This is a genomic window from Psychrobacter sp. S4(2024) (assembly GCF_036861305.1).
GTDB lineage: Bacteria > Pseudomonadota > Gammaproteobacteria > Pseudomonadales > Moraxellaceae > Psychrobacter > Psychrobacter cryohalolentis.
In genome coordinates this window covers 1-24,566 of sequence record NZ_JAZAQR010000001.1, presented here as the reverse complement: position 1 = coordinate 24,566, position 24,566 = coordinate 1, and the positions used below count along the sequence as shown (strand labels likewise).

Below are 24,566 nucleotides of genomic sequence, written 5' to 3'. Positions count from 1 at the left end.
TTCTAAAATATGACAATCAATACAACAAAAAATAGGTCACATTATGAGTCAGGATAACAATTCTACGAACGATCAGATAGAAAGCTATACACCGCCCAAAATTTGGACACAAGATAAAGAAAACGGCGGCAAATTTGCAAGTATCAACAGTCCAACCGCTGGCGCACGACAAGATAAGGCACTGCCAGTAGGCGATGCGCCATTACAGCTATATTCATTGAATACGCCTAATGGTGTTAAGATAAATATCTTATTAGAAGAGCTTGCTGAGCTTGATATCAAGGAAGCCGCATACAATGCTTATCTGATAGATATCTCAAAAGGCGATCAGTTTGGCTCGGGCTTCGTCGCTATTAACCCAAACTCAAAGATACCGGCTTTGGTCGACCATAGTCCTAACGAGGCTGGCGAGCCGTTAGCTATCTTCGAGTCTGGCGCTATCTTAATGTACTTAGCGGAGAAATTTGGCAAATTCATTCCGATGCAGCAAGGTAAGGCACGGGTAGAATGCTTGTCTTGGCTAATGTGGCAGATGGGCAGTGCGCCTTTCTTAGGTGGCGGTTTTGGGCATTTTTACGCCTATGCCCCAAAGCCAATGGAGTATCCTATCAATCGCTATACCATGGAAGTTAAACGCCAGCTTGACGTTCTTGACCGCCACCTGAAAGACCATACATATATGGGCGGAGACGAGGAGTCTGATTATAATATCGCCGATATGATTATTTGGGCATGGTATGGTCAATTGGCACTTGGCAAATTATACGATGCTGCTGAGTTCTTACAGGTTGATGAGTATCAACATCTACAGCGCTGGGCGAAAAAAATTGCTGAACGTCCAGCCGTTAAACGCGCAGTGGACTTAGTCCTTGAGCCTATTGCTTAGACCAATTGCCACGATAATTCATCTAAGTGGCTCATTTATTTATCCATAAATATTTGATATAAAAGGTAAAAAATAAAATAATTCTGTATGTTGACGAACAAAAAGGTTAATAAGCACCTATCTTATTAACCTTTTTCTGTTTTAAATATTCATTATTCCAAATATACATATAGATATAAGCATTTGAGCTATACTTTGTTAATTACATAATGGTACATTAGTACAACAGATAGAAACATGGATACGTTAAGATAGCAGCCTCCACCCAAAAAGGGTAGGCGCTTAAACCTCTTCTATTGAAGAATGATGATTATGAAGGAGAATGATATGCTTAGGAATAGACCAACCCTCTTATTGAGTGCAAATGGTCCTAGTAGCCAGAGTAGTGTTATCAAACCTAAATACTCAAACAATTCTCATATCAAAGCGCCGTCTAAAAAAACAAAAAAGATAACAAAAACCATGTCAAAAAGAATTTTATTACCCATCCTTACTGCTATCAGTACCGCGTTATACAGCGCCGCAGCTAGTGCTGGTACGCCTATAGATTTTACCAGCCAAGATTGGCAAGTGGTCTGTGACAATACACGTACTTGCCGACTGGCGGGTTATCAAGCAGACAATGATATCGAATTGCCAGTGTCTTTATTGTTAATACGCCGTGCAGGTGCCAATGCCACGGTTGATGCTCGGGTAAAGCTTGGCGGTGCAAGAGAAAATTCTGCCAAAGCCTTGATGCAGTTGGGTAACCGTCACCGGATATCTTTATTTATTAATGATAGAGATTATGGCGAAGCCAAGCCTTTTTCAGGTGCTGCTGGTTATGCTGAGCTCACTTCACTGCAAGTCACAGCGCTGTTAGAGGCACTGACCAAATCAAGCAAAATAGAGCTGGTTATCCGTAATACGCGTTGGCGCTTGTCCGATAAAGGGGCGAGTGCGGTCATGCTAAAAGCGGATGAAGCACAAGGTCGAGTGGGCACAGCCAGTGCTTTTGTTCGTACAGAGGGCGCAAGCAAATCTAACAGTAGTGTTTTATCGCCTACGTCAATACCAGAGATACGGATGGTGATGCCCAATCCAAAAGCCACCTCTGGTAATAAGAAAAAATTCGTCATGCGCTCATCTCAGTTATCAGATCTGATGAAAGGCACCATAAAAGATATCAGTAGCGATTGCCCAAGCCTATATGACAAATCGTCATGGAACGTCAATCGCCTAAACAGCAAGCAGCTGTTGGTACAGCATAATTGCTGGACAGGTGCTTATAATGCAGGTAAGGGTGTCTGGGTAATCAATGATACCAAACCATACGAGCCAAAGCTGATCACAAACAACGCTACCGATTACGACAAGGGTCAGATCACTTCTGTCCAAAAAGGTCGGGGTCTTGGCGACTGTATCTCTAAAACCGAATGGTTATGGACGGGTAAGGATTTTGAGAAAAGTCATGAGAGTAGCACTGGTCTGTGCCGTATGATTGAAGCGGGCGGTGCTTGGCAGATGCCCCTATACGTCACTGATGTGAAACTATCACGTTAATATCAATGTCTACAATGCCTCATTGCTTGCTTTTCTTTTAAAGCGGTAATGATCATTTATTCGATATTCTTTAGCGTAAATGCAGCGCGCATGATAAAAATATTTAATGTAAAAATACCTATATTATTAATTATGTATAGCGCACCAACTCTTGTATTATAGCCGTTTTCTACAATAATCGTAAAAACAGCTACTGATTACGATTTTGTTGTGTTATACTGCGTCGCCACGTTAGCATAGTCTAATGTGAATTATGAGATTGATAACATCGCCTGCGATTTTGGGTCTAGGATGACCGAAAGTAATTGTTGCCGATGATTTTGTGTACTTAAATAATCCTATTATTTTTGACTCATATCTTATCTACGGACCCTTGTAGGGGCTAGATTGGTTGTTATTTACCTTTATCTGCTTTGGAATAAGCATTGATATCGAGTTTTTAGCAGACAAAGATGAGACACTCGGCACTACCACCAAAATACGTCAGACAGCACGAACGCCTTTATATAATTTTGACAAACCTTATGGGTTTGGCATGTAATTATCATTATTTTGATAATCAGATTATATGGGTAGCGTGGTGAACGGTTATCAGTGGTATGCATCAAGTTTGCTGAATTTACAGCAGCTTATACTTACCAAGGATACTCATGACTGACATCTTATCTGCAATTGCCGCTGAAAACGGTATCATCGAAAGCACTGACACCCCAAACACTGACACAAATACTCAAGCGGCTACTACTGACGCTTCTGACGAAAACCAAGTTACTTTTACTGATCTTGGCATCGCTAAGCCTATTCTAACTGCACTTGATCGCAGTGGTTATACCAACCCAACGCCTATCCAAGCACAAGCGATTCCTTTTGCTCTAGCAGGTCGTGACCTTCTATTGTCAGCGCAAACTGGTAGTGGTAAAACTGCAGCATTCGTTATCCCAGTACTTGATCGTTTAAGCCGCGCTACTAGCTTTGACAAACTAACCAAAGCACTTATTCTAACGCCAACGCGTGAACTTGCTCAGCAAGTACATGACAGCGTACGCACCTATTCTAAAGACATGCGCGGCCTGTTCTGTGTACCACTAGTTGGCGGCGCACCATATAATGGTCAGATCACTGCTCTGAAGAAAGGCGTTCAAGTTATCGTTGCAACCCCTGGTCGTCTACTTGACCATATCAATGCTGGTCGCGTTGACCTATCAAGCCTAGAAATCTTGGTACTTGATGAAGCTGACCGTATGCTAGACATGGGTTTTGCTGATGACATCAGTGATATCCTACGTGCAGCACCAACGGATCGCCAAACAATCATGTGTTCTGCAACTTGGGATGGCCCAGTAGGTAAAATTGCCGCCAGCTTCACTAAGAACCCTGAGCGTGTCTCAATCAAAGTAGAATCTGCACACATCGAAGAAAAAGTGTACTACTGTGATGATTTTGATCATAAAAACCGTTTACTTGATAAAATCGTTTGCCAGCAAGATATGGAACAAATCATTATCTTTGCTGCTACCAAACGTAGCACTGAAAAACTGGCCAAACAGCTACAAGAAGCGGGTCATAAAGCCAGCTTCCTACATGGTGACTTGCCACAAAGCAAGCGTAACCGTATTGTTCAAGATTTGCGTAATGGTAAAGTCAAAATCCTAGTAGCGACTGACGTTGCTGCTCGTGGTCTAGACATCCCAGCAATCTCGCACGTAATCAACTATGACTTACCGCGCCAAACTGAAGATTACGTCCATCGTATCGGTCGTTGTGGTCGTGCTGGTCGTACTGGTATCGCTATCAGCTTATGTAGCATGGATGACCGTCCACAGCTAAACGCGATCAACCGTTATTTAGATCGCAAAATGGAAGTATGTATCATTGAAGGCATGGAGCCTAAGAAGACTTATGTACCTAGCGAAAACAAAGGTAATGGTCGTGGCCGTGGTCGCGGACGCTCAAGTGGCGGCGGTAATGGTCAAGGTCGTGGTCGCGCGGGTGGTGGCTATCAAGGTAACCCTGCTAATGCTCGTGGTCGCTCAAGTGACAGCGCACCGACTGGTCAACGCGCAAGCAATGACAGCGGTTATCAAGGTAAGCCACGTGACGCATCTGGCAAACCAAATGAGCGTTCAGGTGGCAAGCCGTATCAAGGCAAGCGTACTGGTGCTCCTAGTCGTGGCGATAGCACTGGCGTTCCACGCGGTGAGCGTGCTGCAACGGGTCGTGGTCGTCCAAGTGGCAGCCAAGGTCGCCCAGCTGGTCGTTCAGACAGCCGTGGTCAAGGTCGTCCAACTGGCGGCAACCGTGGTAACAACTCGTAATAGCTTTATTTTAAACGATTAATGATTTTTGATAATCATATCTTAATCGTCTAAAGATATTGCAAAAAAAGCCAGATACTTGTTATCTGGCTTTTTTGTGCCCAATAGTTTGATATTAACCACCACGTAGAGATATGACTCAAGTATATGCAGGTATTTAAAAACTCTGGCTTATTCAAAGCTTTTAAAATTAAGCTTTGTACTCGATAGCTACTTGCGCGTTTTTTTTGCCTTGTCTATACTGACAAACTTTTATTCATCGTGTGCTGTGGAGCCAGTTGATGCCGGATATTTCTCACTTAGCTATTGAAAGCTTGCCATTAGCGTTTGGCATCATTATGGCGATTATTGGTTTGGTATTTTATACCCAAGCATTGCCTGGTAAGTTTTGGCAACGGTTTTATGCGGTGCTACCGGGTATCGTACTGTGCTGTTTTATACCTGCGACGCTAAATAGTCTAGGTGTCTTCGCTGACGGTATTGGCTCGCAGATTTATGGTTTTACCGCCACTTATCTGTTGCCAGCCAGTTTGCTGTTAATGACCTTGTCGATGGATGTACCGAAGATATTGGGGTTGGGCTGGAAAGCGATTGCTATGTTCTTTGCCGCCAGTATCGCTATTGTCATTAGTGGTCCTATTAGCTTAGGTATCGCTAAATGGGTGTCGCCTGAGATGTTTACCGATGACACGCTATGGCGCGGCTTTTCAGCGGTTGCTGGTAGTTGGATCGGCGGCGCGGCAAACCAAGCAGCGATGAAGGAGCTGTTTGGCGTCAGTGATGATCTGTTTGGGATGATGATATTGGTTGATACTACCAATGCTTCACTGTGGTTACTGGCCATCTTAGTCATGGCAAAACACAGTGAGAAGATTGACAAGTTTTTACGGGCGGATAGCAGTAGCATTGATAAGGTCGTCAAAGCCGTTGAGAGCTATGAGCGTGACAATGCTCGTCCAGCAACTTTAAATGACTTGATGGTGATGTTTGGTTTGTGTTTCGCCATGGTTGGGGTGGCGCATTTCGTAGGCGGGCAAATAGCAGGCTTCTTTGCCCCTTACAGTTGGGCGGTACAGTATAGCTTTGCCAGCTCATTCTTTTGGATGGTGGTGATTATCACCTTAATAGGGGTGATTTTCTCCTTTACCAAAATACGCAGACTTGATCATGTTGGTGCTTCAAAAATTGGTACCGTCTTTATCTTCATATTGATTGCCGCTATCGGTATGCAAATTAATCTTGCGGGTATCGTTTCGCAGTGGCGACTGCTACTAATTGGTTTGCTTTGGATGAGCATCCATGTGATATTAATATTTATTTTTGCCAGAATCATCCGTGCACCGTTTTTCTTTTTGGCGGTCGGCTCCAATGCCAATACTGGCGGCGCGTCATCGGCACCCATTGTTGCCACGGCATTTCACCCGTCACTAGCGCCAGTGGGGGTGTTTTTGGGTATTTTAGGCTATGCCGTGGGTACTTTTGGCGGTTATATCAGTACGCAGATGATGCGGCTGGTGGTGGGGTGATAGAGTTTTATCAGTATTGACAGCTTTTATCCAAATAATCACCCAACCAACTCAAAAACTCATCGCTTGTTGTTGATACATTGAGTCGCAGATGGGTTGAGGCGCTCGCATCTGGATAAAACAATTGCCCCGGTGCGACCAGCCAGCCTTCTTTGTAGGCATCTAGTGCCAGCTGGCTCGTATCTTGCCCCGTGTCTACCCAAACAAAGAGACCTGCTTGTGTATGCTCAGGATAGATAAGTCCTATCTTTGGTAATGCTTGGCGCATTCTTTCATGAGCGCTATATAAATGCTGCTGCACTTTTTTAATCTGCCGGCGATACTCACCATGCGTCCATAAATGATGACAAACTCGTTCACCAAATTCTGGCGTGTTTGAATTGCTTAAGGTTTTCATACGTAATACATCATCGATATAATTATCAGGACAGACCAACATGCCGACGCGCCAGCCTGAAGCCATTGACTTTGAAAACCCAGTCGCATAAAAAACCCTTTCAAACTGATCAAGGCTGGCATAACGCAGCACTTGACCACCCGGTACAAATGCGGCGTATAAATCGTCCTCAAAAATATAAGCATTATACTCATGAACAAGATTGAGTACTTGGTGCGCGCGGGCAGGATGCAGATTATAGGATGTTGGGTTGTGCAGCACGCTATTAGTCAGGTATAACTTAGGGCGATACGTGGCAAACAGTTTTTGCATGTGCTCGATATTAGGCCCTTGATGGTCGCGTTCTACAGAGACGACGTTTAAGCCCTGTTGTTGCAGGCAGCTCGATAGCCAATACCAGCCCGGCCCATCAACGACTACCGTATCCCCAGCTTGAGTAAGAAGCCGCGCAACCATGTTCACGGCTTGCGACACTCCTGCTGTAGTAATCACATGGTCGGCATTAGTTTGCATGCCTAGCGTATGCAGGTGTTGAACCAGCTGCTGACGTAGCGGCAGATAGCCGTGAACATTGCCATAATCATAGATAAAGCTATCGGCTTGCTGGGTGACCTGCCGTATGGCCCATTCCATCTTATCATTACGTACCCAGTCTCTTGGTAATGTTCCCACCCCTGGCGAGCGATTATGCGGGATATCACTAAAGACTTGCTGCACCAGCCAGCGCGTATCTATTACTGGTTGCTTAACGACCACTCTTTTATCATTATTTGGCTGAACTACTTTTGCTTGCGTATTGACATAATAGCCCGAGCTGGGCTTAGCGATTAGCACACTGGTAGCTACCAATTGCTCATAAGCTTGTACCACCGTAAAGCTTGATATATTTAATAGTTTCGCTAACTTTCGCACCGAGGGCACACGCTGATTGGGCAGGTAAATCTGCCAGTCAATACGCTGCTGTAACCATTCAGCGACGGCGGCAGTCTTGGTTAAATTTGGATTGAGCGTATAGGTTTCGACCATAATGAATGTGCTTATCTCTTCAATGTCATGATTAATTGTAACGTTAAGAGTAACTATACACTTTGTTCGCCATTAGTAAAACTGTATCGGGTCTGTTATGGGCATTTAAACTATAGTTGATTCTTAAGATTCAAACATTAATAACAACTCAGAACTAATAATAGCTATTCTAGGATAAAGCCTATGACCCTTCTACACGTCGCTCTAGCTGTATTGGTTGCCTTTATTTGGGGTGTAAACTTTACCTTTATTGCATGGGCGCTCGAAAGCTTTCCGCCACTGATGTTAACCGCGCTACGTTTTTTCTTTACTGCTGTGCCGTTGGTTTTGTTCCTTAAACCGCCCAAATTCAACCGTACGCTATTTATCTATGCTATTGGTACGTTTGTTATGCAGTATGCCTTTGTATTCACCGCCATGCATTTGGGTGCATCGGCATGGTTGACGGCGCTGTTGTTGCAAGTTCAAATTTTTATTACCGTCTTGCTGGCGTATATCATATTAGGTGAGTCTGTGAGTCGCATGCAGATTATCGGTATGCTGGTCGGTGTACTAGGTTTGGGTGTCATTGCGCTTAACCTTGGTGGTGATATGCCCTTGGTTGGCTTTATCTGCATATTGATTGCAGCCATAGGTTGGAGCTTTGGCAATATTGCTTCAAAACAAGCCTCAACACAGCAAAGCGCTAGTAATATTTCTACTGCCTTGCCTGTCAATAGCAATAGAAACAACAAAGCTTCAAATAAGACATCGGCACTGTCTGCGCTATCACTAGTGGTATGGGGCGGTCTGATCGCCTGTGTGATTTTGACGTTATCTTCTCTACTATTCGAAACCGAAGCATGGCATCTCGCCACATTTACTGAGGCATCCTTCCAATCTTGGTTATCGCTTGGATTTATCGTCTATGTCTCAACCCTGATCGGCTTTGGACTATGGGCGCATTTGCTTAGTCAAAATATCGCCTCCAAGGTTATGCCCTTTGCTCTACTGGTGCCCATATTCGGTATGGCGACCTCAGTGCTGTTCACAGGAGAGGTGGTGACGTGGTGGAAGATGCTAGCGATGATGCTCATCTTATCTGGATTGATATTGGCAAATGTGAAGATGGGCCTAGGCAGGATATCTGCTCATGCATAGTAGTAAATAACTTATAGCTTCCTATAGGGTTAGTAAGAATAGACAAAAAGAGCAGTGCATCACATATGAGGCATTGCTCTTTTTTTATTCTGAACGCTTTATATCCCACTATGATAAAGATGAAAACAGGCTACTTATTGATACAGTGTACACTCACATTCAAAAACTCTGCACGCACAGTCAATCTATTTTGCCAAAACCTCGCTATAGTGAAAAAGCTTGATTATTAGGATAGATGATAAGCCAAATAAAGCGCGCGCTGAAGGGTAAGGATAAATGGTCATATAGACCGGTATATTCTTTTATTTTTTCTGTATAAATGCGCTTCTTCTGACCCAAATTTCTCGACAAGGAGTCTTTCATGAGCAACGCTCACCCCTCTATAGATCCTATTACCTTGTCTGTCGTACGTGGTGCCCTAGAAACGGCGCAGCGTGAGATGACAACCACCTTAGAAAAAACCGCCCGTTCGAGTGTCTTTAACTTAGCCCATGACTATAGTAATGCGCTGTTTGATCATTTGCCTGAGATGATTTTGCAAGGGCAAGATATTGCCATTCATTGAAGGTTAAAATCCTAGAACAGCAGCTGCTTAACCTTATTGTATTGGCATTGAGCGCTCCGAAAGAGGTGATGATGAGCACCAGCTCGTCCATACAGTCGGTGCATCTAAAGCGCATCGAGCATTACGTCTATTTGCACCTAGAAAACCCCGCTTTAACCCCAGCAATGGTCGCTGCTGCTTGTCATATATCGGTCAGATACTTGCATAAACTGTTTGCTGAGTTGCCCTATAGTTTTTCGGAATGGGTAAAAGAATTGCGCTTAAAGCAGGCCAATCATATTTTAAAAACCAAAAGTTACGTAACCATCGATGAAGTGGCGCATAGGGTCGGTTATAGCGACCAAGGCTACTTTTCACGCATTTATAAGCAGCATTTCGGTTATACGCCGCGAGATACTCCAAGCACAAGCGCAAGCACAGGATAGTCATTGTTATGTACTCTGTCATGCAGTCGCTGTATGATTTATGAATTGAGCATAAGCGCGTATATTAAGTTAAGGAAAAACCAAGATGACTGATGCTACGAATGATAAAACAGCAAAAGTAGAGATTTATGAAAGCGCTGATGGACAGGCGCAGATAGAAATACGTTTAGAGCACGATACTCTATGGCTCTCACAAGCCCAATTGGCTACGCTGTTTGAAAAAGACTCTGATACCATAGGATTGCATCTAAAGAATATTTATAAAGAAGGTGAGTTAGACCCAGAAGCAACTACCGAGCAATCCTCGGTAGTTCGTCAAGAGGGAAATCGGCAGGTTCGACGTAATATTCGCTTTTACAATTTAGATGCTATTATTTCTGTGGGTTATCGGGTTAATTCCAAAAAAGGCACTCAGTTCCGTATATGGGCAACCCAGCGCTTACGTGAATACTTAGTCCAAGGCTATACGCTCAATCAAGAGCGCTTTGATAAAAACTCAAGCGAGCTACAACAAGCATTAAACTTAATTAGAAAAACCGCGAAAAGTCCTGAGCTGAAAACCGATGAAGGCCGCGGCTTGGTTGAGATTATCAGCCGTTATACACAGACATTCTTATGGTTACAGCGCTATGATGAAGGTTTGCTTGATAATCCTTCAGGGGAGGATGGAGGTATCTTACCCAGTCCGACTGAGGCGATGGCAGCGCTAACGGATTTAAAAGCACAGCTGATAGATAGAGGTGAGGCGACTGAGCTATTTGCTAAGCCTCGCGGTGATGGTTTGGACAGTGTACTGGGTAATTTAGAGCAGACGGTGTTTGGCGAGCCTGCATACCCGACCATCGAGAGTAAAGCGGCGCATTTACTGTACTTTATGGTCAAAAATCATCCTTTTACCGATGGCAATAAACGCAGCGGCGCTTTTTTGTTTGTAGATTTTCTGCATCGGAATAATCGACTGCTCAATGATAAAGGTGACATGGTTATTAATAACACTGGGCTTGCCGCATTAACCTTGTTGGTTGCCGAGTCTAACCCCAACCAAAAAGAAACCTTGATTAAACTAATTATGAATATGCTGTCGTTAGAATCTTGATAAATAGGCTTATTGTCAACACCATTTAACCCCTTAAAACACATAACGCCAATAATAAAAAGCACAGTCTAACGACGAAATTAAAGGAAATTCAATATGTTTAGCATGATAAAAGACTGGCGCGAGCAGCGCATATTGGACAACAGCGAGTTTACCCGTAGTGACTGGATGCAAGCGGCCAAGCGGATTGTGATACTCGATAGATTGAACGAGGACGAGATGACCCGTTTGTTTGAGCTAGCGACGTTGTTTTTGGCGGATAAGTCGATTACTGGCGCGCAGGGTTTTGAGATTACCGATGCGGTCAAGCAATCTATCGCCTTACAAGCTTGCCTGCCTATTTTAAACCTAAGCCTTGAGTGGTACGCTGGCTGGTCGGTCATTATTATTTATCCGGGTTCTTACAAAAGCGAAACCACCACCGTGGATGAGTTGGGGGTTGTCCATGAGGGCAGTCAGCACCGTAGCGGCGAAGCGTGGCTGCGTGGTCCCGTCATTCTGTCGTGGAAGGATGCCAAACACTCAGGCGAGCGTGATGGTCACAACGTTGTCATTCATGAGTTTGTGCATAAACTTGATATGCTAAATGGTCGCGCTAATGGCTTTCCGCCGCTGCAAGCGGATATGGATCCTGCGCGCTGGACTGAAATTATGAGCCGCGACTTTGAAGATTTTCAAAGTCATCATAAATCAGGTCTCGATCGCTATGGCGCGACCAATCCTGCGGAATTTTTTGCGGTACTGAGTGAAGTGTTTTTTGAGACGCCGCAAAAGCTGATTGATGCTTATCCTGATATTTACGAGATAATGGTGAAGTTTTTTCGCCAAACGCCACTTAAGCCAAGACCGTAAGATTTACGTATATCAAAAAGTAAATATATAATAGTTAAAGTAAAAAAAGGGCGATGCATCATAAACGATGCATTGCCCTAATATCATAAAATACCTCTAATGAATCAAACACTTAATCTTTTTATTACACTGTCCATCTATCGCTGACGATACCAATCAAGTAGCGTTTCCCTTGATAGTCATCAAACACTAAGCGCATACCACGCCAGTCCATACCATCATATTCAGCTGTCCCTTTATAATGAAAATCTACCACATCCGATTTTGGATAAGCCTCATTGACGTTATTAATCATATTGCCTCGAGATTCAAACTCGTTGATAGTTATACGCGCATTATTATATTTTTTAGCATCAATCCAAGTTCTTAGATATTCTGGTAGTGGTACCACCAATGCCTCGCCAGTACCGTCTTTTTCGCCCCAAGTAAAACGAATTTTCGATTGTTGTAGATACTGAGCATACTGCTCGCGGCTAAAGACTTTATCCGTATCAGTCCTTACGTAAGCATACATCGAAAAACGTACGCCACGAGTTGGGTGAATATCATCTGTGATTCTAGAAAAATCATTATTGGCAAGAGCGCGCTGGATACGCAGTGCTTGCTGTTTGAGCGTTTGCTGGCTCATATCTGAGACTATAGGTACAGATGGGTTGCCAGTTGATTGATTTGGAGTGCTGGCGTTGGATTCAGCAGAAGATTGGCACCCTGTGCTTGCTAGCACTAAACCAAAACCCGCCGCGGTTGATAGCTTATAAAGATAAGACTGAAAAATATTAGAACGAGTAGATGGCATCATAACAATATCCTTATCGTAGCTTATTTAAGTCATTCCAAAACACATATTAGATCCAATGTATATTTACCAGTCAATAGTACTAATAACGCATCAAAGTTTATAATGGTGCTGTGTAAACAGTATTTTTAATAAACTCGATAGACACAATTAAGCAGTAAAGTAGTAGTTTATATATGATTTAATGAATATAACACTTAAAACGTCATATTTCATGGAGGGTGCCATGCAAAAAATGATATTTTCTATAATGATGCTCGCAATAGGGTTTTCTGCTATCACGGCTACTGCTAATCTAACGCAGCCATTACAGACAGCTTTTGCCATGAAAATTGATACTGTCGCTAAGATGTACCAGCAGGATGTGAATAATGAAGGAATGGATAACCCAGTGGTATTGCAACAATATGCCAATCCGGATCTAAAGGCTGCCATGCAGCGTGAGCAAGATTACTTTGCTAAAGCGCAAACATCCTGTCATGTGGGTTATGATATATTATGGAATTCTCAAGATCCTGATTATGCACAAGACAAGCAATTTTCAGTGACGACCAGAGGCTTGGTTCAAGTCAGCTTAGCGCATGGCCATGATGTTTATTATGAATTGTCCTGTGATAATTCTGCGTGCCAAGTGGCGGATGTAATCTTAGATGAGGATGGAACATCTTTACGAGCGCATTTGCTTAAAAACTGTCTTTAATTAGAAACTAATATATCGACATTTAATAACCGCTGATAGAAATCAATGGGATGATTAGCAAATAGCATTATACAAAATATGATGCGCCCAAATTATAAAGCCGTTGGTTTGTTTTCGCATAATGTATATTATGTTAAACTAGAGCTACCGTATAATAAGTTCATGAAATTATAATTATATGATTAATCTTTATCAAGATTGGTTGATGATTGATTAATTCTCATACGTACTAACTATTCAGAAAGTCATCTTCATCACCACTAATACAGTTACTAGCTGAGCTGTCTTAAGGAGTTAATGTACAGAGCTATCACTGATCCTGTTGTATTTGTAATCGAGCTTAACGTATTAAACCATGTCGCTAGTCAATCCATTTAATGAACTCGTTCTACTCATTATCTAGTAAGATGTTAAACCATAATGGAGGTTTTTCTAACTCACTTGCCTGCTATAAAGCCTACTGTATCAATCTGGAAATAACGCTTGATGCCGTTCAAATAAATCGACTATCGATAGATTGCTTCGAACATCTTATAGATTTTGCTCGGAATGGCAACTCTATCAACGGCATTGAAAAATTTTGGAGATTATATAAACGTGTGTTTATAAGATATAATGGAATCGGCAAGAAGAACTATCACTTGTCTTTAAAAGAAAAAACAGTCTACTAAACTATTTTTTAATGTTTCTCATTTGCAAAGTACGCTGTGGCCCTTTTTAGTATTTCACATTAGCCCCTTTAAGTGGCAGCTCATAAGTTTCTCAGTTTAGACCCTAACAGTTAAAAAACACTTGCTAGAATCATACATAGTAAAGTTCTAGCAAGCCTTCATTATCTAATATTTTACTTAGGTGAAGTTATTAATACTGGGTTTGATCAGTCGATCAGCTCAGCCTTGACCCTGCCAAACGCAGCAATCGCCGTATCGATATCTTCCGCTGTCGACGCCGCACTCATTTGCGTCCGAATACGAGCTTGGCCTTTCGGCACGACAGGGAAGGAAAATGCGACCACATATACTCCTTCTTTCTATAATGCCTCCGCGAAGCGCGCCGCGCGTGCGGCATCGTGCAACATCACCGGAACAATCGGATGCTCTCCAGGTAGCAGCTCAAAGCCCAGTTCTTCCAGTCCCTGCGTAAATCTTGCGGTGTTCTCTCGAAGTTGGTGGCGCAAGTCACTTGAGTCCATGACCAGATCAAGCGCCTTGAGGGCACTAGCGACTACCGGAGGTGCAACACTGTTGGAAAACAGGTAGGGGCGCGAGCGCTGCCTGAGCAGTTCCACTATTTCTCGACGGCCGCTCGTGTAGCCACCGCTTGCTCCACCAAGCGCCTTGCCCAAAGTACCCGTGGTGATGTCGACTCTATCTATATATCCACGGTATTCATGCGTTCCCCTGCCCTGTTCACTGATAAAGCCTGTGGTGTCTTCCATGCCGAGGAAATCGCTGAACCTGTGTTCGAAGGTATTATGCTGTGTCTGAGTGCCGCAGATGAAGCGCACTGAAGCTCCATTCGTCCAGGTCCTACCGCGCTGCTTTCTGTACATCAGGATGCATTGATACCAACGTTTGGTTCAGGAACATCTTTCAGCCAGAAGCCAGGTTTTGCTTCGCTTTTGACGAGCGCTTTCATAGTATAAAATCCTTTTTGGTATGACTAGCCATTATGATCGGGTAATCAATTTTTATTTAGTTAATACTGGGTTTGATAGCTTAGGGTAGAAAGCATTGATCGATACATTTTTTAAGCACCTAAATTATTTTGCAGCCAATAATATCTGTTGCCAAATCGCTACTTCATCATACATCACATATTCGCGGCGTAGTCCCCAGGGTCCAAACTCAGCATGGCAGGCGCCCATGACATGTACCTCTGCACCAGTGGGTTGTCCAAAGTGTCCATAGCCTTCATGCTTGCCAGTTAATGACCATCTAATCGCTGCACGAGGTGACATTAACTTGTCTTCCCGACCAATCTGGTGGTGAATCTTAAACTCAGCACTTGGAAAGGAAGAACGCAACCCTAGCCAAAAAGCATCAACCTCACCATGTGATATACCTGAGACACCACCTGGGTATTCGCCTAAACAACAACGGTCGTACTCATGTGGGATCAAAGCAAACTCTGCATTCATTAAACGAGTTAAAATATCAGCATACTTCTCACCCCATTCATTGTCGTTACCACGGCCTAAATAAGGGCCATCTTGATCGATATTTGGGGTAAATGGTGGTTTGACAATACCACTTTGCTCTTGCATTTCAATCACTTCTTGCGCACGTTCTTTAGGCGTTTGACCCATTTGTCGAGCAATGGCTCCTTGATCTCTTATCAACCATTCATCATCAATCTGATTGTTCTTCGCATGGCAATCAGCAATGACTCGAAAACGAAGATTTTGACCCGTTTTAATATGTGTAGCCGTAGTGATGATACGGTGTGAAGACAGCATGCCAGTCTCTGGCGTACCGCTCCAAATGACATCTTCACCCAGCAAGGTGCGATTAGGGAACTCTGCTAACACATTCATGGTCGCATTTATCACGCCTTGATTTCCGAAGTCTATACCTAATGGCGTCCTAACCACAATATCTGGAGCATAATAGTCATGTAGTGTGTGTAATCCACGGTTTTCCCAAATCTCATTAGTAATTTTTAAGATATAATCGGGAAAATCGTTAAACTTTTCGTCGAATCCTTTCATAAATTGCTCTTTTTTAAAGTAAATGTTAGTAGATTTGTTTTATTTATCAAACTGACGGTAACGTGCCTTATTAAATTCGCGCATGCGAGCGAGGACATCTATGCCAACTTGTTTATAGGCATGTAAAATATCTACCAGCACCCAGTTCTCACGAATTAAGCTATCCTCACAACGCCAAAAGTCTAGGCTACGAAGCGTTATTTGTTGTCCGGCAGGTGCAATACCAAGCCAGCCACCGTGAGAGACGGTCATCGACATGCCAGGCCAAGCCGTGAAAGCGACATAATCTCCTTCAGCAAAAAAATACCCGTTTTCTTCAATAGTTTGACGATTTGGCAGAGCATTTAAAAATGGGATTTGATGCCAGTTGCGAAACCCCGTAATACCTCGGCAAGTACCAATACCAGAAGGTCCGTACCAAGTGCAACGAGAATGCCAATACTTTTCTAAATTCATGGCTGAGACACCGCCAGTCGAAAACTTGCCCAAACCATTTAACATATCGAGCACTAACTGCCCGCTACGCTGATTGTGTTTAACAGAGTACTCTTGTCCCACTAGGTTGCCATCAAGGGTAGCTGGTGCTGAGGTGATACCTTCACGCCCAAGGCTTTTTACCATTGGCCATGCATCTGCTTGATGCATCACTTCTGGTATGTCCCAAAGCGCTTGCATCTCAACAATCTTGCCGTTTTCAAAGCGGTAAAACTCATGAAAACGCATGGTAACCTGATGTCCTGTGGGAGGAATATCAAGCCAGCTTTCCATGAACGTACCTGTATAGTAGCCAGCACACCCGACCCAGTCAGTATTGCTATTTTTATTGCTGGTCATACTGCTACCACTATTGCCAGCCATGACAATAAAGGTTCGGCGCTCTAGATCTGGAATGGCTTGTTGTAATGGCTCAAACGCTTCAGTAAATAAAGCATCACGGTTTTGCAGAGTTTCTAAGGGATAAGCCAATTGAATGACAGCAGATTCCGTAAAGAGCTCATCGATTAGAGACTTTACTTTTTCACTATCATAATTGTATAGCGCTTGATTGAACCGCTCAATTTGATGTTTATTTTGCTGTTCTATTATCTGGTTATTCATGTGCTATCCCTTGCTGTATTTTTTAGATTTGAATCGATTAAAAATCTCACAAGCTTTCAGTTAACTCATCACAACCACACCGACAATAGTAGATATGGTTATGGCTTTGATTGGTCGTGACTTATACCTTAGGTCTTAGGTCTTAGGTCTTAGGTTAAAACTCTATTCCATGATAGTAGGTGTATGGGCCAAATCACCTGATTTGGTGTCAAACTTTTCCCAACCATGACCATTAAAAGGGTCAACACCTAGCTGCATCATAATAGAAGGGAAATCGACCATGACATAGTTATCCTCGATTTTGCCATCTGCTACTTTCCAAAAGTCCATATAACGAATAATAACTTTCTTGCCAGTAGGCTTTATACCCATGAATTCGCCACTGTGGATGGCTTCTTGACGACCAAATGCTGCACACCATTCACCTTGGGTTAGTCTTGCTTCATCAATACAAACTTTTTCAGAGAATGCTTGCTGAAACGGACGCTGCCAACCATTTTGAAACTCTGTTAAGCCTTCTTTGTAACCACATCCTGCATTACCCATCCAGCGAAAAGTTTCGGCAAAAAATCGACCCATATTGTCAATATCATGATCATTTAAGCCATCAACCATGGCATCAATCACTCCTATAGTTTCATCTGTTTTACTGAGATCATTATCTTTGGTTAAGATGCCTTGCTCTGGACGTTTTAAGGTTGTCATAATATTTCTCTCTATTAAATTAAAAGGTAAAGGTTATTTTTTAAGCATTGATGAAGACAAAAATTAAACTCTTGATTCTTCGAACGCTTGCCACGCTTTCTCAAAAGCTGCAAAGTCAAAGCCTTCTTGTTTTGCTGGTGTTAGGATAATTTTCTCGCTATTTAATAACTTCTGAATAGCTGCTTCCAATTTATCGGTTATATTTTTAGGAATGACGACGGCGCCATGACGGTCAGCATGTATTAAATCACCTACCTCAACCGTCATGCCCATAATATCGACTGTGGTATTAACCTCTTTAATATGGACAAACCCATGACTAGGGCCGACAGAAGGGGCAATGACTGGAAAGTCTTCTGCCATGTCACCCAAATCACGCATTACGCCATTTGTTAATGCCCCATTCATCCCAAATGCCTTATGTATTGTTGTGTTTATTTCGCCCCAGTATGCGCCAATGCAATTTGGATAATCGACATCTTCAACCACTGCAACTGAAGGCATAACACCTTTGGCACCCTCTGACATGGCACGATAATAATCCATACGTCTGGCGCGGATCACCTCTTTTGGTTCTGTGGGCTCTACCAACGCGCTAATTTTTGCGGTCACGGCATAACCGACAATCGGTCTTGAACCAGGGTCAGATGACAACATATTTCCACGTGTAAAACTATTGAAACCTCGTTTACCCTGAGCCACTTCAATGGCATTACAGACCGTTGGCGTATCCACAGATTGCAGTAGTTTAAGTAACGTATTATTCATAGATATCTCCTTTCATTTCCGTATGATTTGAGCGACAAGCGAATTCTTCTCTAGGGTGTGTCATTACTTAAGTAAACAACCAGCTCTCTAAGGCAAGGTTGGTTTGCTCTGGCGCTTGCAATGTCGGTAGATGCCCCGCATCTTTAATGATGTGTAAATCTGCATGTGGCATCAAAGATTTCATCAATGTATGACGTTCAACAGGACAAAGTTGATCATCCTCACCGCACAAAATCAAAGTAGGGACATTGGCAGCAAGTTTCTTTAAAGTTTCTTGCTGATCTTGTCTATCACGTAAAGCCATGCTTTGGTTAATATAAGCGGCTACACCAGATGACTGAGACATGGCGTTGCAAAGCTCAATTATTTCTAAATTTCTCTGAGTTGATAGACTTTCTGTCGGTGAGAAATACTTAGGGATAGTATTCGCTATCACCTCAGCCAATCCATTTTGTTGCACATTGGCCATTAATACATGGCGATTACTCTTCACTTCTTCTGCTTCTGCTCTTGGATTTGTGTCAAGTAGCGCAAGTTTGGCAATGCGATTGGGCGCTTGACGTAACACTTCCATGGCAATAATACCGCCCATGGACAATCCTGCCAGCGCAAAGACTGGTGGTGCATTATCTAGAATGTCTTTTGCCAAATCCTGCATATTGCTGTGAGTTGAAACCGGTACAGTATGAATCGGCACTCTATGTGAAAAAGCTGATATTTGAGGCTGGTACAATCTTGCATCACACATCATGCCGGGGATAAGAACCAAAGGTATCATTTTTATATTCCTAAACAGTACGCCTCAAAACCTAAGGTAATAACCTTAATCACACTACTATTCACTGTGGATGGTTAACTTTGTACCCAAGTCGCCCCTGCCGCTTCGGCAGTGTTTTTTACTCTAAACAAGGCAGCCTCACCAGACATAGAAGGGTAAATACGATGTGTCAGATTAGGCGGTACAGCCACTACATCCCCTGGTGCTATGCTCGTCTGAGATTCTTCACCAGTATCATCTAGCCATTTAAATGTCCAATGCCCTGTTTTTACCATCAGGATTTCGTGACAATCCGTCTGATAAGATGCTTCACTGATTGAGCCGCGTGTCAAAAACTCCACCGAAAACCCCGGCTTATCTTTGATCAAGGCATGTTCACCTATCACTTGGCAAGGTGCTTCTTTGGCCAGTGCCATCATGTCCCAATAATGAGGGACGATTGCTGAGGTTGGCACTTCTGGATACTCTTTAAGCGCTTCTTTTGTAAGTTGCGTCATTGGCTCAATACCTTCAGGTAGGCTCTCCCCTTTTTTGCTGTCATACAGTCGACCATCATTGCCCAAAATCAGACCATGAGCCTTAGCTTCTTCAATAACTTCGGCGCCCAAGTCACACCGCCACCTGCATCGTCACCACCCAGTATCGACATAATCATGCCGTAGTCGTCACCGATATTTTCAAAGCCACGAAAAATACCTGTTGGAATATTAAAAATATCCCCTGCTTCGCAAATCACCTCTCCCGCTGTACCATGAAGGCCCCAAAAAAAGCGCCAACGACCGCTTAATACAAAAAAGACTTCGGCCGTGGTGTGTAGATGTAAGCTGTTTTTACAATGTGGTGGTTGCCCTGCAGCACCAATGTTAAAACCCGGGGTATCTTGAATATGTACGTGCTGGTCTGGGCTTTCTGACACACCACCACCAATGATAGTGAAGTTTTCTTTATGATTTGACCCTGGCGTATGTGCATCAATAAATGCGGTGCGGCAAGGCTGCAAATCTCCATAACGCACGATACGTTTTTCCATCTCAAATCTGCTGATACCTTCCATTAATTTCTTCCTATTTTAATTTGTATTCCAAACAGCTTTTTCAATCAGAAGCATTTATGGTTTTTTTGCCGAGTTACGGATAATCAATGGGCCATCTATAGAAATACGTCTCGGTGGAGAATCAGGGTTGGCTATTTTCTCTAATAAAGTAGATACCACCTCATCTGCCATACGCTGAGCCGGTTGACTGACGGTCGTTAAGCTATAAGATTTCCAAGATGCTACCGCAACATCATCGTATCCAACGACAGATACATCTTCTGGCACTTTAAGACCCAACTCGTAACGTAAGGTGTCCATGACAGCAAAAGCCATAAAATCATTGGCAACAAATACAGCATCTGGGCGACTTGTTTCAGTTTTATTAGCAAATAACTCTATCGTGGCCTGCTTTGCCGTTTCACGATCGTAATTACCAATCGCTTTGGCAAATAGCTTTTGACCAGACTCTTGCAACCCTAGAATAAAGCCCGCTTCACGGTCTCGCTGTGTAGAAGAGCCTGTCCAACCTGAAATATGAGCTATTCTTTTATGGTTACCTTTAACAAAAAACTCTGCTACTTTACGACCACCGACGAAGTTATCAGAGCTCACACCAGAGAGTCGATCATCATCTTGCAAACGATTGAGCATAACCACAGGAATGTTCTCTGTATGACAACGGTCCGTCAAATCGCTAGATAAACTCAGAGACGCTGTGATAATACCGTCCACTTGATAATCCAACAGCTCATCTACTACCTTAAGCGTAGAGTCTTTGTCATTCATTGCCATAAAAATCAGTAAATGATAACCTTGCGACTGCAATGCATGAGAGAGCTTTTCGATCACATCTGCGTAAAATAGATTTTCTAAGTGCGCCACTACCAAACCAATTAAACGACTTTGCCCAGTGATTAGTGAGCGTGCTAGCATGTTGGGGCGGTAGCCTAATTCTTTAGCAGCTTTTTTTACTTTGTCCTTAGTTTTTTGCGATACGCTGGCACCTGGGGTATAAACCCGAGATACCGCAGATTGACTGACCCCTGCTGCTTCAGCAACTTGATCTGCTGTGACACGTTGGTTTTTTATAACATTTGTGATATCAGAATTTTTATTTGTCATCTCATAACCTTTTATAGCTCAGCTCTTAGCCATTGGTGTTGATAGGGTGTTCTGATAATTATTATACCTAAGCTAATAAATCAAAAACACTTAGTGTCAAAACCGCTGAGAACTCAATATCTAGCATTAGCTATTCTGCGGTCCATCCACCATCTATTAACAATGAAGTGCCTGTTATCATGGCGGCAGCATTTGATGCCAAAAACACCGTTGCTCCCATAATATCCTCTACTTCAGCCACTCTGCCTAAATGAATTTTACTCATAATCCATTGGCTTTTTTCAGCGTCAGCAAACGTTGCTGCACTTAAGGCTGTTCTTACAAATGTTGGACAGATGGTATTAATGCGAATACCATGCTTACCCCACTCTATTGCCATGGCCTTGGTATAACCCTCAACAGCATGCTTAGTTGCACAGTACACGGCACGATCTGGTCCGCCGACATGTCCCATTTGTGAGGAGACATTGATAAGGCTGCCGACTTTATTGGCATGAATGAGTTTTTTTGCAGCCGCTTGCATTAAAAAATAAGAGGCACGTAGATTAATATCATTCACATCATCAAAATCATCAGGCTCAGTCTCTAGTGCAGGCGTATGTTTGGCCATACCTGCACTATTGACCACAATATCAAAAGCATCTGCATTAGAGAGGTTTTCAAATAAATGACGAACAGAAGCGACATCGGTCACATCTAGTTTTAAGGCGTTGGCTTTCAAACCTTTATCTGTCATTAGCTTCACTACCGCTTGCAACTTATCAGAGGAGCGTGCAGCTAATGTCACGTCTGCACCAGCTTCAGCCAATGCAACAGCACACCCTAATCCAATACCAGATGAGGCTCCAGTCACTAATGCACGCTTTCCTATCAGATTAAATGAGGGTGTTGTTGGTAATCGCATAAGTCTTTATCTTCTCTAATTTAAATATTTGATATCAAATAGATATAATTGAATAATAATGCTGGCTTAGTCAGCAGCTGCACCATAAGGCACTTCTTGATGACCATAACGACGTACACGCACATTACACTGTTCAGCATGACCGACAAAACCCTCTAACATGCACAAGCGCGACCCATAACTTCCAATTTTGGCAGCAGCCTCATCCGTGGTGATTTTTTGGTATGAATGTGTTTTCAAATACTTTCCTACCCACAATCCACCTGTATAGCGCCCTGCTTTTTTGGTGGGTAAAGTATGATTAGTACCGATGACTTTATCACCGTTAGAAACATTGGTGCGAGGACCCAAAAATAACGCCCCATAACAAGTCATATGTTCTAAAAACCAATCATCTCGATCAGTCATCACTTGCACATGCTCTGAAGCGTAATCATTGGCTACTTCAAGCATTTCTTCATAGGTGTCACAAACAATTATTTCACCATAATCTTCCCAACTTACTGATGCTGTATCAGCCGTTGGTAATACTTTCAATAGACGCTCGATTTCTCTCATAGTGTCTTCAGCCAGTTGCTGTGATGTCGTTAGCAGTACAGCAGGTGAGTTATAGCCATGCTCTGCTTGACCCAGCAAATCTGTAGCACAAATCTCGCCATCAACCGTGTCATCTGCAATGACCATTGTTTCAGTAGGTCCTGCAAATAGATCGATACCTACACGACCAAACAGCTGACGTTTTGCCTCAGCGACAAAGGCGTTTCCAGGACCAACTAGCATATGCACAGGCTCGATGGTTTCTGTACCTAATGCCATTGCTCCAATGGCTTGAATACCACCCAACACATAAATTTCATGCGCGCCGCCCAGATGCATAGCAGCTATCACGGCAGGATTCGGCTTGCCTTTAAACGGTGGTGTACAAGCAACAATACGAGGTACGCCTGCAACAGATGCTGTAGCAACAGACATATGCGCTGATGCGACCATCGGAAACTTACCACCTGGGATATAACAACCTGCCGACTGAACAGGAATGTTTTTATGACCCAAAATAACCCCAGGCATGGTTTCAATCTCAATGTCTTGCATCGAGTCACGCTGAGCTTGGGCAAAATTACGTACCTGAGCTTGAGCAAATTTAATATCTTCTAAATCACGAGGCGACACTTGCGCAATCAGCTCGTCAATCTCTTGTTGGTTTAAACGAAATGCTTGTGGAGAATAATTGTCGAATTTCTCTGACAGCTCACGTATGGCAGTGTCACCACGCTTTTCGATATCTGCTAGTGTATTCTCAACAACTTGACGCACTTTGGTATCATCTTGGCTACGTTGTGCTTCAGGCTTGCCTTTTTTTAAATAGGTAATCACATCCATGTCCTCGTTTATGCTTATTTAGCATGTTCTTTGATAGATAAAACAGATTGGCTTTCTTACATTATGTTATTAATGGTGCAGACCCACTCAAACATCATAATTATTTTGCATACGAATTTATTACTAAAACCCTTATACTGATACTTATTTGGGTGAATCAAAAATACTAATGAGACCTTTTATATAAAGTGTAGTAAATTAACATTGTTAATGTCAAAACCTACTGATTATAAATATATCTTAGCGCGATACGACCAATAATACAACAATTTTTTGAATTCGAATTCATTAGTATTTATACGTCCGTTAAAGGGCTTTAATGCGAGACATTTGATGCTTAAATTTACGAATATTTGGCAGTCATATTATTCTTTAACATAAAATATAAGATTTGTTAAGAACGAGCATCACATTATTCATTGGCATCATTAATGCCATAAAACGCAAAAAAGCCACCTCAGTGACTTTTTTATGTGAAAGCTTCTGTTTAAAAAATGATGTGTAAAACCTATTTTAAAGGTTAATGACCAGCGCCATTGATACTACGTACCATCTCTTCGACCATCTTCTTCGCATCACCAAAGATCATCATGGTTTTGTCCATATAGAACAAGCTGTTATCTAGACCAGCATAACCTGTACTCATCGAACGCTTGATAACCATCACGGTTTGGGCTTTAGTCACTTCTAGAATTGGCATACCAAAGATTGGTGATGTCGGATCATCTTTCGCAGATGGGTTGACAACATCATTGGCACCGATAACTAATACCACATCCGTACTCGCGAAGTCCGAGTT

General features: G+C 42.8%; 24 protein-coding genes and 1 pseudogene. 11 read left to right on the top strand and 14 right to left on the bottom strand.

The features are described from left to right. The first annotated feature begins 43 nt into the window (after window positions 1-43). The 4 genes from yghU to VLA57_RS00110 all read left to right on the top strand — a co-directional run bounded on the left by yghU (window position 44) and on the right by VLA57_RS00110 (window position 6,269). Window positions 44-886, top strand: coding sequence for a glutathione-dependent disulfide-bond oxidoreductase (yghU, locus tag VLA57_RS00125; protein ID WP_333953955.1), 843 nt, complete (start codon window positions 44-46; stop codon window positions 884-886). A 462-nt stretch (window positions 887-1,348) separates the two neighbouring features. Then, window positions 1,349-2,428 carry a DUF1176 domain-containing protein gene (locus VLA57_RS00120; RefSeq protein ID WP_333953954.1) on the top strand — a complete coding sequence of 360 codons (1,080 nt, stop codon included), beginning with the start codon at window positions 1,349-1,351 and terminating at the stop codon, window positions 2,426-2,428. Between the two features lie 650 nt (window positions 2,429-3,078). Next, a complete protein-coding gene (locus VLA57_RS00115; protein ID WP_333953953.1) occupies window positions 3,079-4,743 on the top strand; it encodes a DEAD/DEAH box helicase in 1,665 nt (554 codons plus the stop codon). A gap of 281 nt (window positions 4,744-5,024) precedes the next feature. Continuing rightward, window positions 5,025-6,269, top strand: a complete 1,245-nt coding sequence (locus tag VLA57_RS00110; protein WP_133104665.1) for a DUF819 family protein — start codon at window positions 5,025-5,027, stop codon at window positions 6,267-6,269. A gap of 10 nt (window positions 6,270-6,279) precedes the next feature. Here the strand turns inward: VLA57_RS00110 and VLA57_RS00105 are convergent, their stop codons facing one another. Beyond that, window positions 6,280-7,692 carry an aminotransferase-like domain-containing protein gene (locus VLA57_RS00105; RefSeq protein WP_133104666.1) on the bottom strand — a complete coding sequence of 471 codons (1,413 nt, stop codon included), beginning with the start codon at window positions 7,690-7,692 and terminating at the stop codon, window positions 6,280-6,282. Between the two features lie 183 nt (window positions 7,693-7,875). Between VLA57_RS00105 and VLA57_RS00100 the strand changes: the two genes are divergently transcribed. The 5 genes from VLA57_RS00100 (at window position 7,876) to VLA57_RS00080 (ending at window position 11,770) form a co-directional block, all read left to right on the top strand. Beyond that, on the top strand, window positions 7,876-8,832 hold the full coding sequence (locus VLA57_RS00100; RefSeq protein ID WP_133104667.1) for an EamA family transporter: 957 nt from the start codon (window positions 7,876-7,878) through the stop codon (window positions 8,830-8,832). Between the two features lie 361 nt (window positions 8,833-9,193). Continuing rightward, complete coding sequence (locus VLA57_RS00095; protein ID WP_333953952.1) at window positions 9,194-9,397, top strand: hydantoinase B/oxoprolinase family protein; 204 nt, start codon at window positions 9,194-9,196, stop codon at window positions 9,395-9,397. A 71-nt stretch (window positions 9,398-9,468) separates the two neighbouring features. Beyond that, complete coding sequence (locus VLA57_RS00090; RefSeq protein WP_333953951.1) at window positions 9,469-9,822, top strand: helix-turn-helix transcriptional regulator; 354 nt, start codon at window positions 9,469-9,471, stop codon at window positions 9,820-9,822. An 85-nt stretch (window positions 9,823-9,907) separates the two neighbouring features. Next, window positions 9,908-10,918, top strand: a complete 1,011-nt coding sequence (rhuM, locus tag VLA57_RS00085) for a RhuM family protein (protein ID WP_333953950.1) — start codon at window positions 9,908-9,910, stop codon at window positions 10,916-10,918. Window positions 10,919-11,014: 96 nt separating this feature from the next. After that, the gene (locus tag VLA57_RS00080; RefSeq protein ID WP_333953949.1) at window positions 11,015-11,770 is read left to right on the top strand and encodes a zinc-dependent peptidase; all 756 of its coding nucleotides are present in this window, start codon (window positions 11,015-11,017) and stop codon (window positions 11,768-11,770) included. Window positions 11,771-11,894: 124 nt separating this feature from the next. Here VLA57_RS00080 and VLA57_RS00075 read toward each other — a convergent pair whose 3' ends face one another. Next, a complete protein-coding gene (locus VLA57_RS00075; protein ID WP_133104671.1) occupies window positions 11,895-12,569 on the bottom strand; it encodes a hypothetical protein in 675 nt (224 codons plus the stop codon). 223 nt (window positions 12,570-12,792) lie between these two features. Between VLA57_RS00075 and VLA57_RS00070 the strand changes: the two genes are divergently transcribed. Beyond that, entirely contained in the window at window positions 12,793-13,266 is a 474-nt protein-coding gene (locus tag VLA57_RS00070) for a hypothetical protein (RefSeq protein ID WP_133104672.1), read from the top strand. Window positions 13,267-13,805: 539 nt separating this feature from the next. Continuing rightward, window positions 13,806-13,922: pseudogene (locus VLA57_RS00065) on the top strand (IS1595 family transposase); the annotation flags it as partial. A gap of 374 nt (window positions 13,923-14,296) precedes the next feature. On the opposite strand, the gene VLA57_RS00060 reads toward VLA57_RS00065, so the two are convergent. From VLA57_RS00060 to VLA57_RS00005, 12 genes are all read right to left on the bottom strand, one after another. Beyond that, window positions 14,297-14,704, bottom strand: coding sequence for an aminotransferase class I/II-fold pyridoxal phosphate-dependent enzyme (locus VLA57_RS00060; protein ID WP_333953948.1), 408 nt, complete (start codon window positions 14,702-14,704; stop codon window positions 14,297-14,299). A 324-nt stretch (window positions 14,705-15,028) separates the two neighbouring features. Beyond that, window positions 15,029-15,976 (bottom strand): nuclear transport factor 2 family protein, encoded by a 948-nt coding sequence (locus VLA57_RS00055; protein WP_133104673.1) that lies wholly within the window; start codon window positions 15,974-15,976, stop codon window positions 15,029-15,031. Between the two features lie 39 nt (window positions 15,977-16,015). Beyond that, window positions 16,016-17,074 carry an ester cyclase gene (locus VLA57_RS00050; protein WP_133104674.1) on the bottom strand — a complete coding sequence of 353 codons (1,059 nt, stop codon included), beginning with the start codon at window positions 17,072-17,074 and terminating at the stop codon, window positions 16,016-16,018. A 162-nt stretch (window positions 17,075-17,236) separates the two neighbouring features. Further along, window positions 17,237-17,779: an ester cyclase gene (locus VLA57_RS00045; protein WP_133104675.1), complete on the bottom strand. Its 543-nt coding sequence runs from the start codon at window positions 17,777-17,779 to the stop codon at window positions 17,237-17,239. Window positions 17,780-17,842: 63 nt separating this feature from the next. Next, window positions 17,843-18,547, bottom strand: a complete 705-nt coding sequence (locus VLA57_RS00040; protein ID WP_133104676.1) for an RraA family protein — start codon at window positions 18,545-18,547, stop codon at window positions 17,843-17,845. Window positions 18,548-18,614: 67 nt separating this feature from the next. After that, window positions 18,615-19,325, bottom strand: a complete 711-nt coding sequence (locus tag VLA57_RS00035; protein WP_133104677.1) for an alpha/beta fold hydrolase — start codon at window positions 19,323-19,325, stop codon at window positions 18,615-18,617. A gap of 74 nt (window positions 19,326-19,399) precedes the next feature. Continuing rightward, entirely contained in the window at window positions 19,400-19,933 is a 534-nt protein-coding gene (locus VLA57_RS00030; protein WP_333953946.1) for a hypothetical protein, read from the bottom strand. Further along, window positions 19,891-20,379 carry a cupin domain-containing protein gene (locus VLA57_RS00025; protein WP_333953945.1) on the bottom strand — a complete coding sequence of 163 codons (489 nt, stop codon included), beginning with the start codon at window positions 20,377-20,379 and terminating at the stop codon, window positions 19,891-19,893. The genes VLA57_RS00030 and VLA57_RS00025 overlap by 43 nt, the downstream gene beginning before the upstream one ends. Before the next feature lie 54 nt (window positions 20,380-20,433). Continuing rightward, a complete protein-coding gene (locus VLA57_RS00020) occupies window positions 20,434-21,483 on the bottom strand; it encodes a LacI family DNA-binding transcriptional regulator (RefSeq protein ID WP_133104678.1) in 1,050 nt (349 codons plus the stop codon). A gap of 130 nt (window positions 21,484-21,613) precedes the next feature. Next, entirely contained in the window at window positions 21,614-22,387 is a 774-nt protein-coding gene (locus tag VLA57_RS00015; RefSeq protein ID WP_133104679.1) for an SDR family NAD(P)-dependent oxidoreductase, read from the bottom strand. Between the two features lie 66 nt (window positions 22,388-22,453). After that, window positions 22,454-23,767 carry a histidinol dehydrogenase gene (gene hisD / locus VLA57_RS00010; RefSeq protein WP_133104680.1) on the bottom strand — a complete coding sequence of 438 codons (1,314 nt, stop codon included), beginning with the start codon at window positions 23,765-23,767 and terminating at the stop codon, window positions 22,454-22,456. Between the two features lie 520 nt (window positions 23,768-24,287). Next, window positions 24,288-24,566 (bottom strand): NAD(P)(+) transhydrogenase (Re/Si-specific) subunit beta (locus tag VLA57_RS00005; protein ID WP_333953943.1); only part of this gene is annotated, 279 nt, incomplete at its 5' end.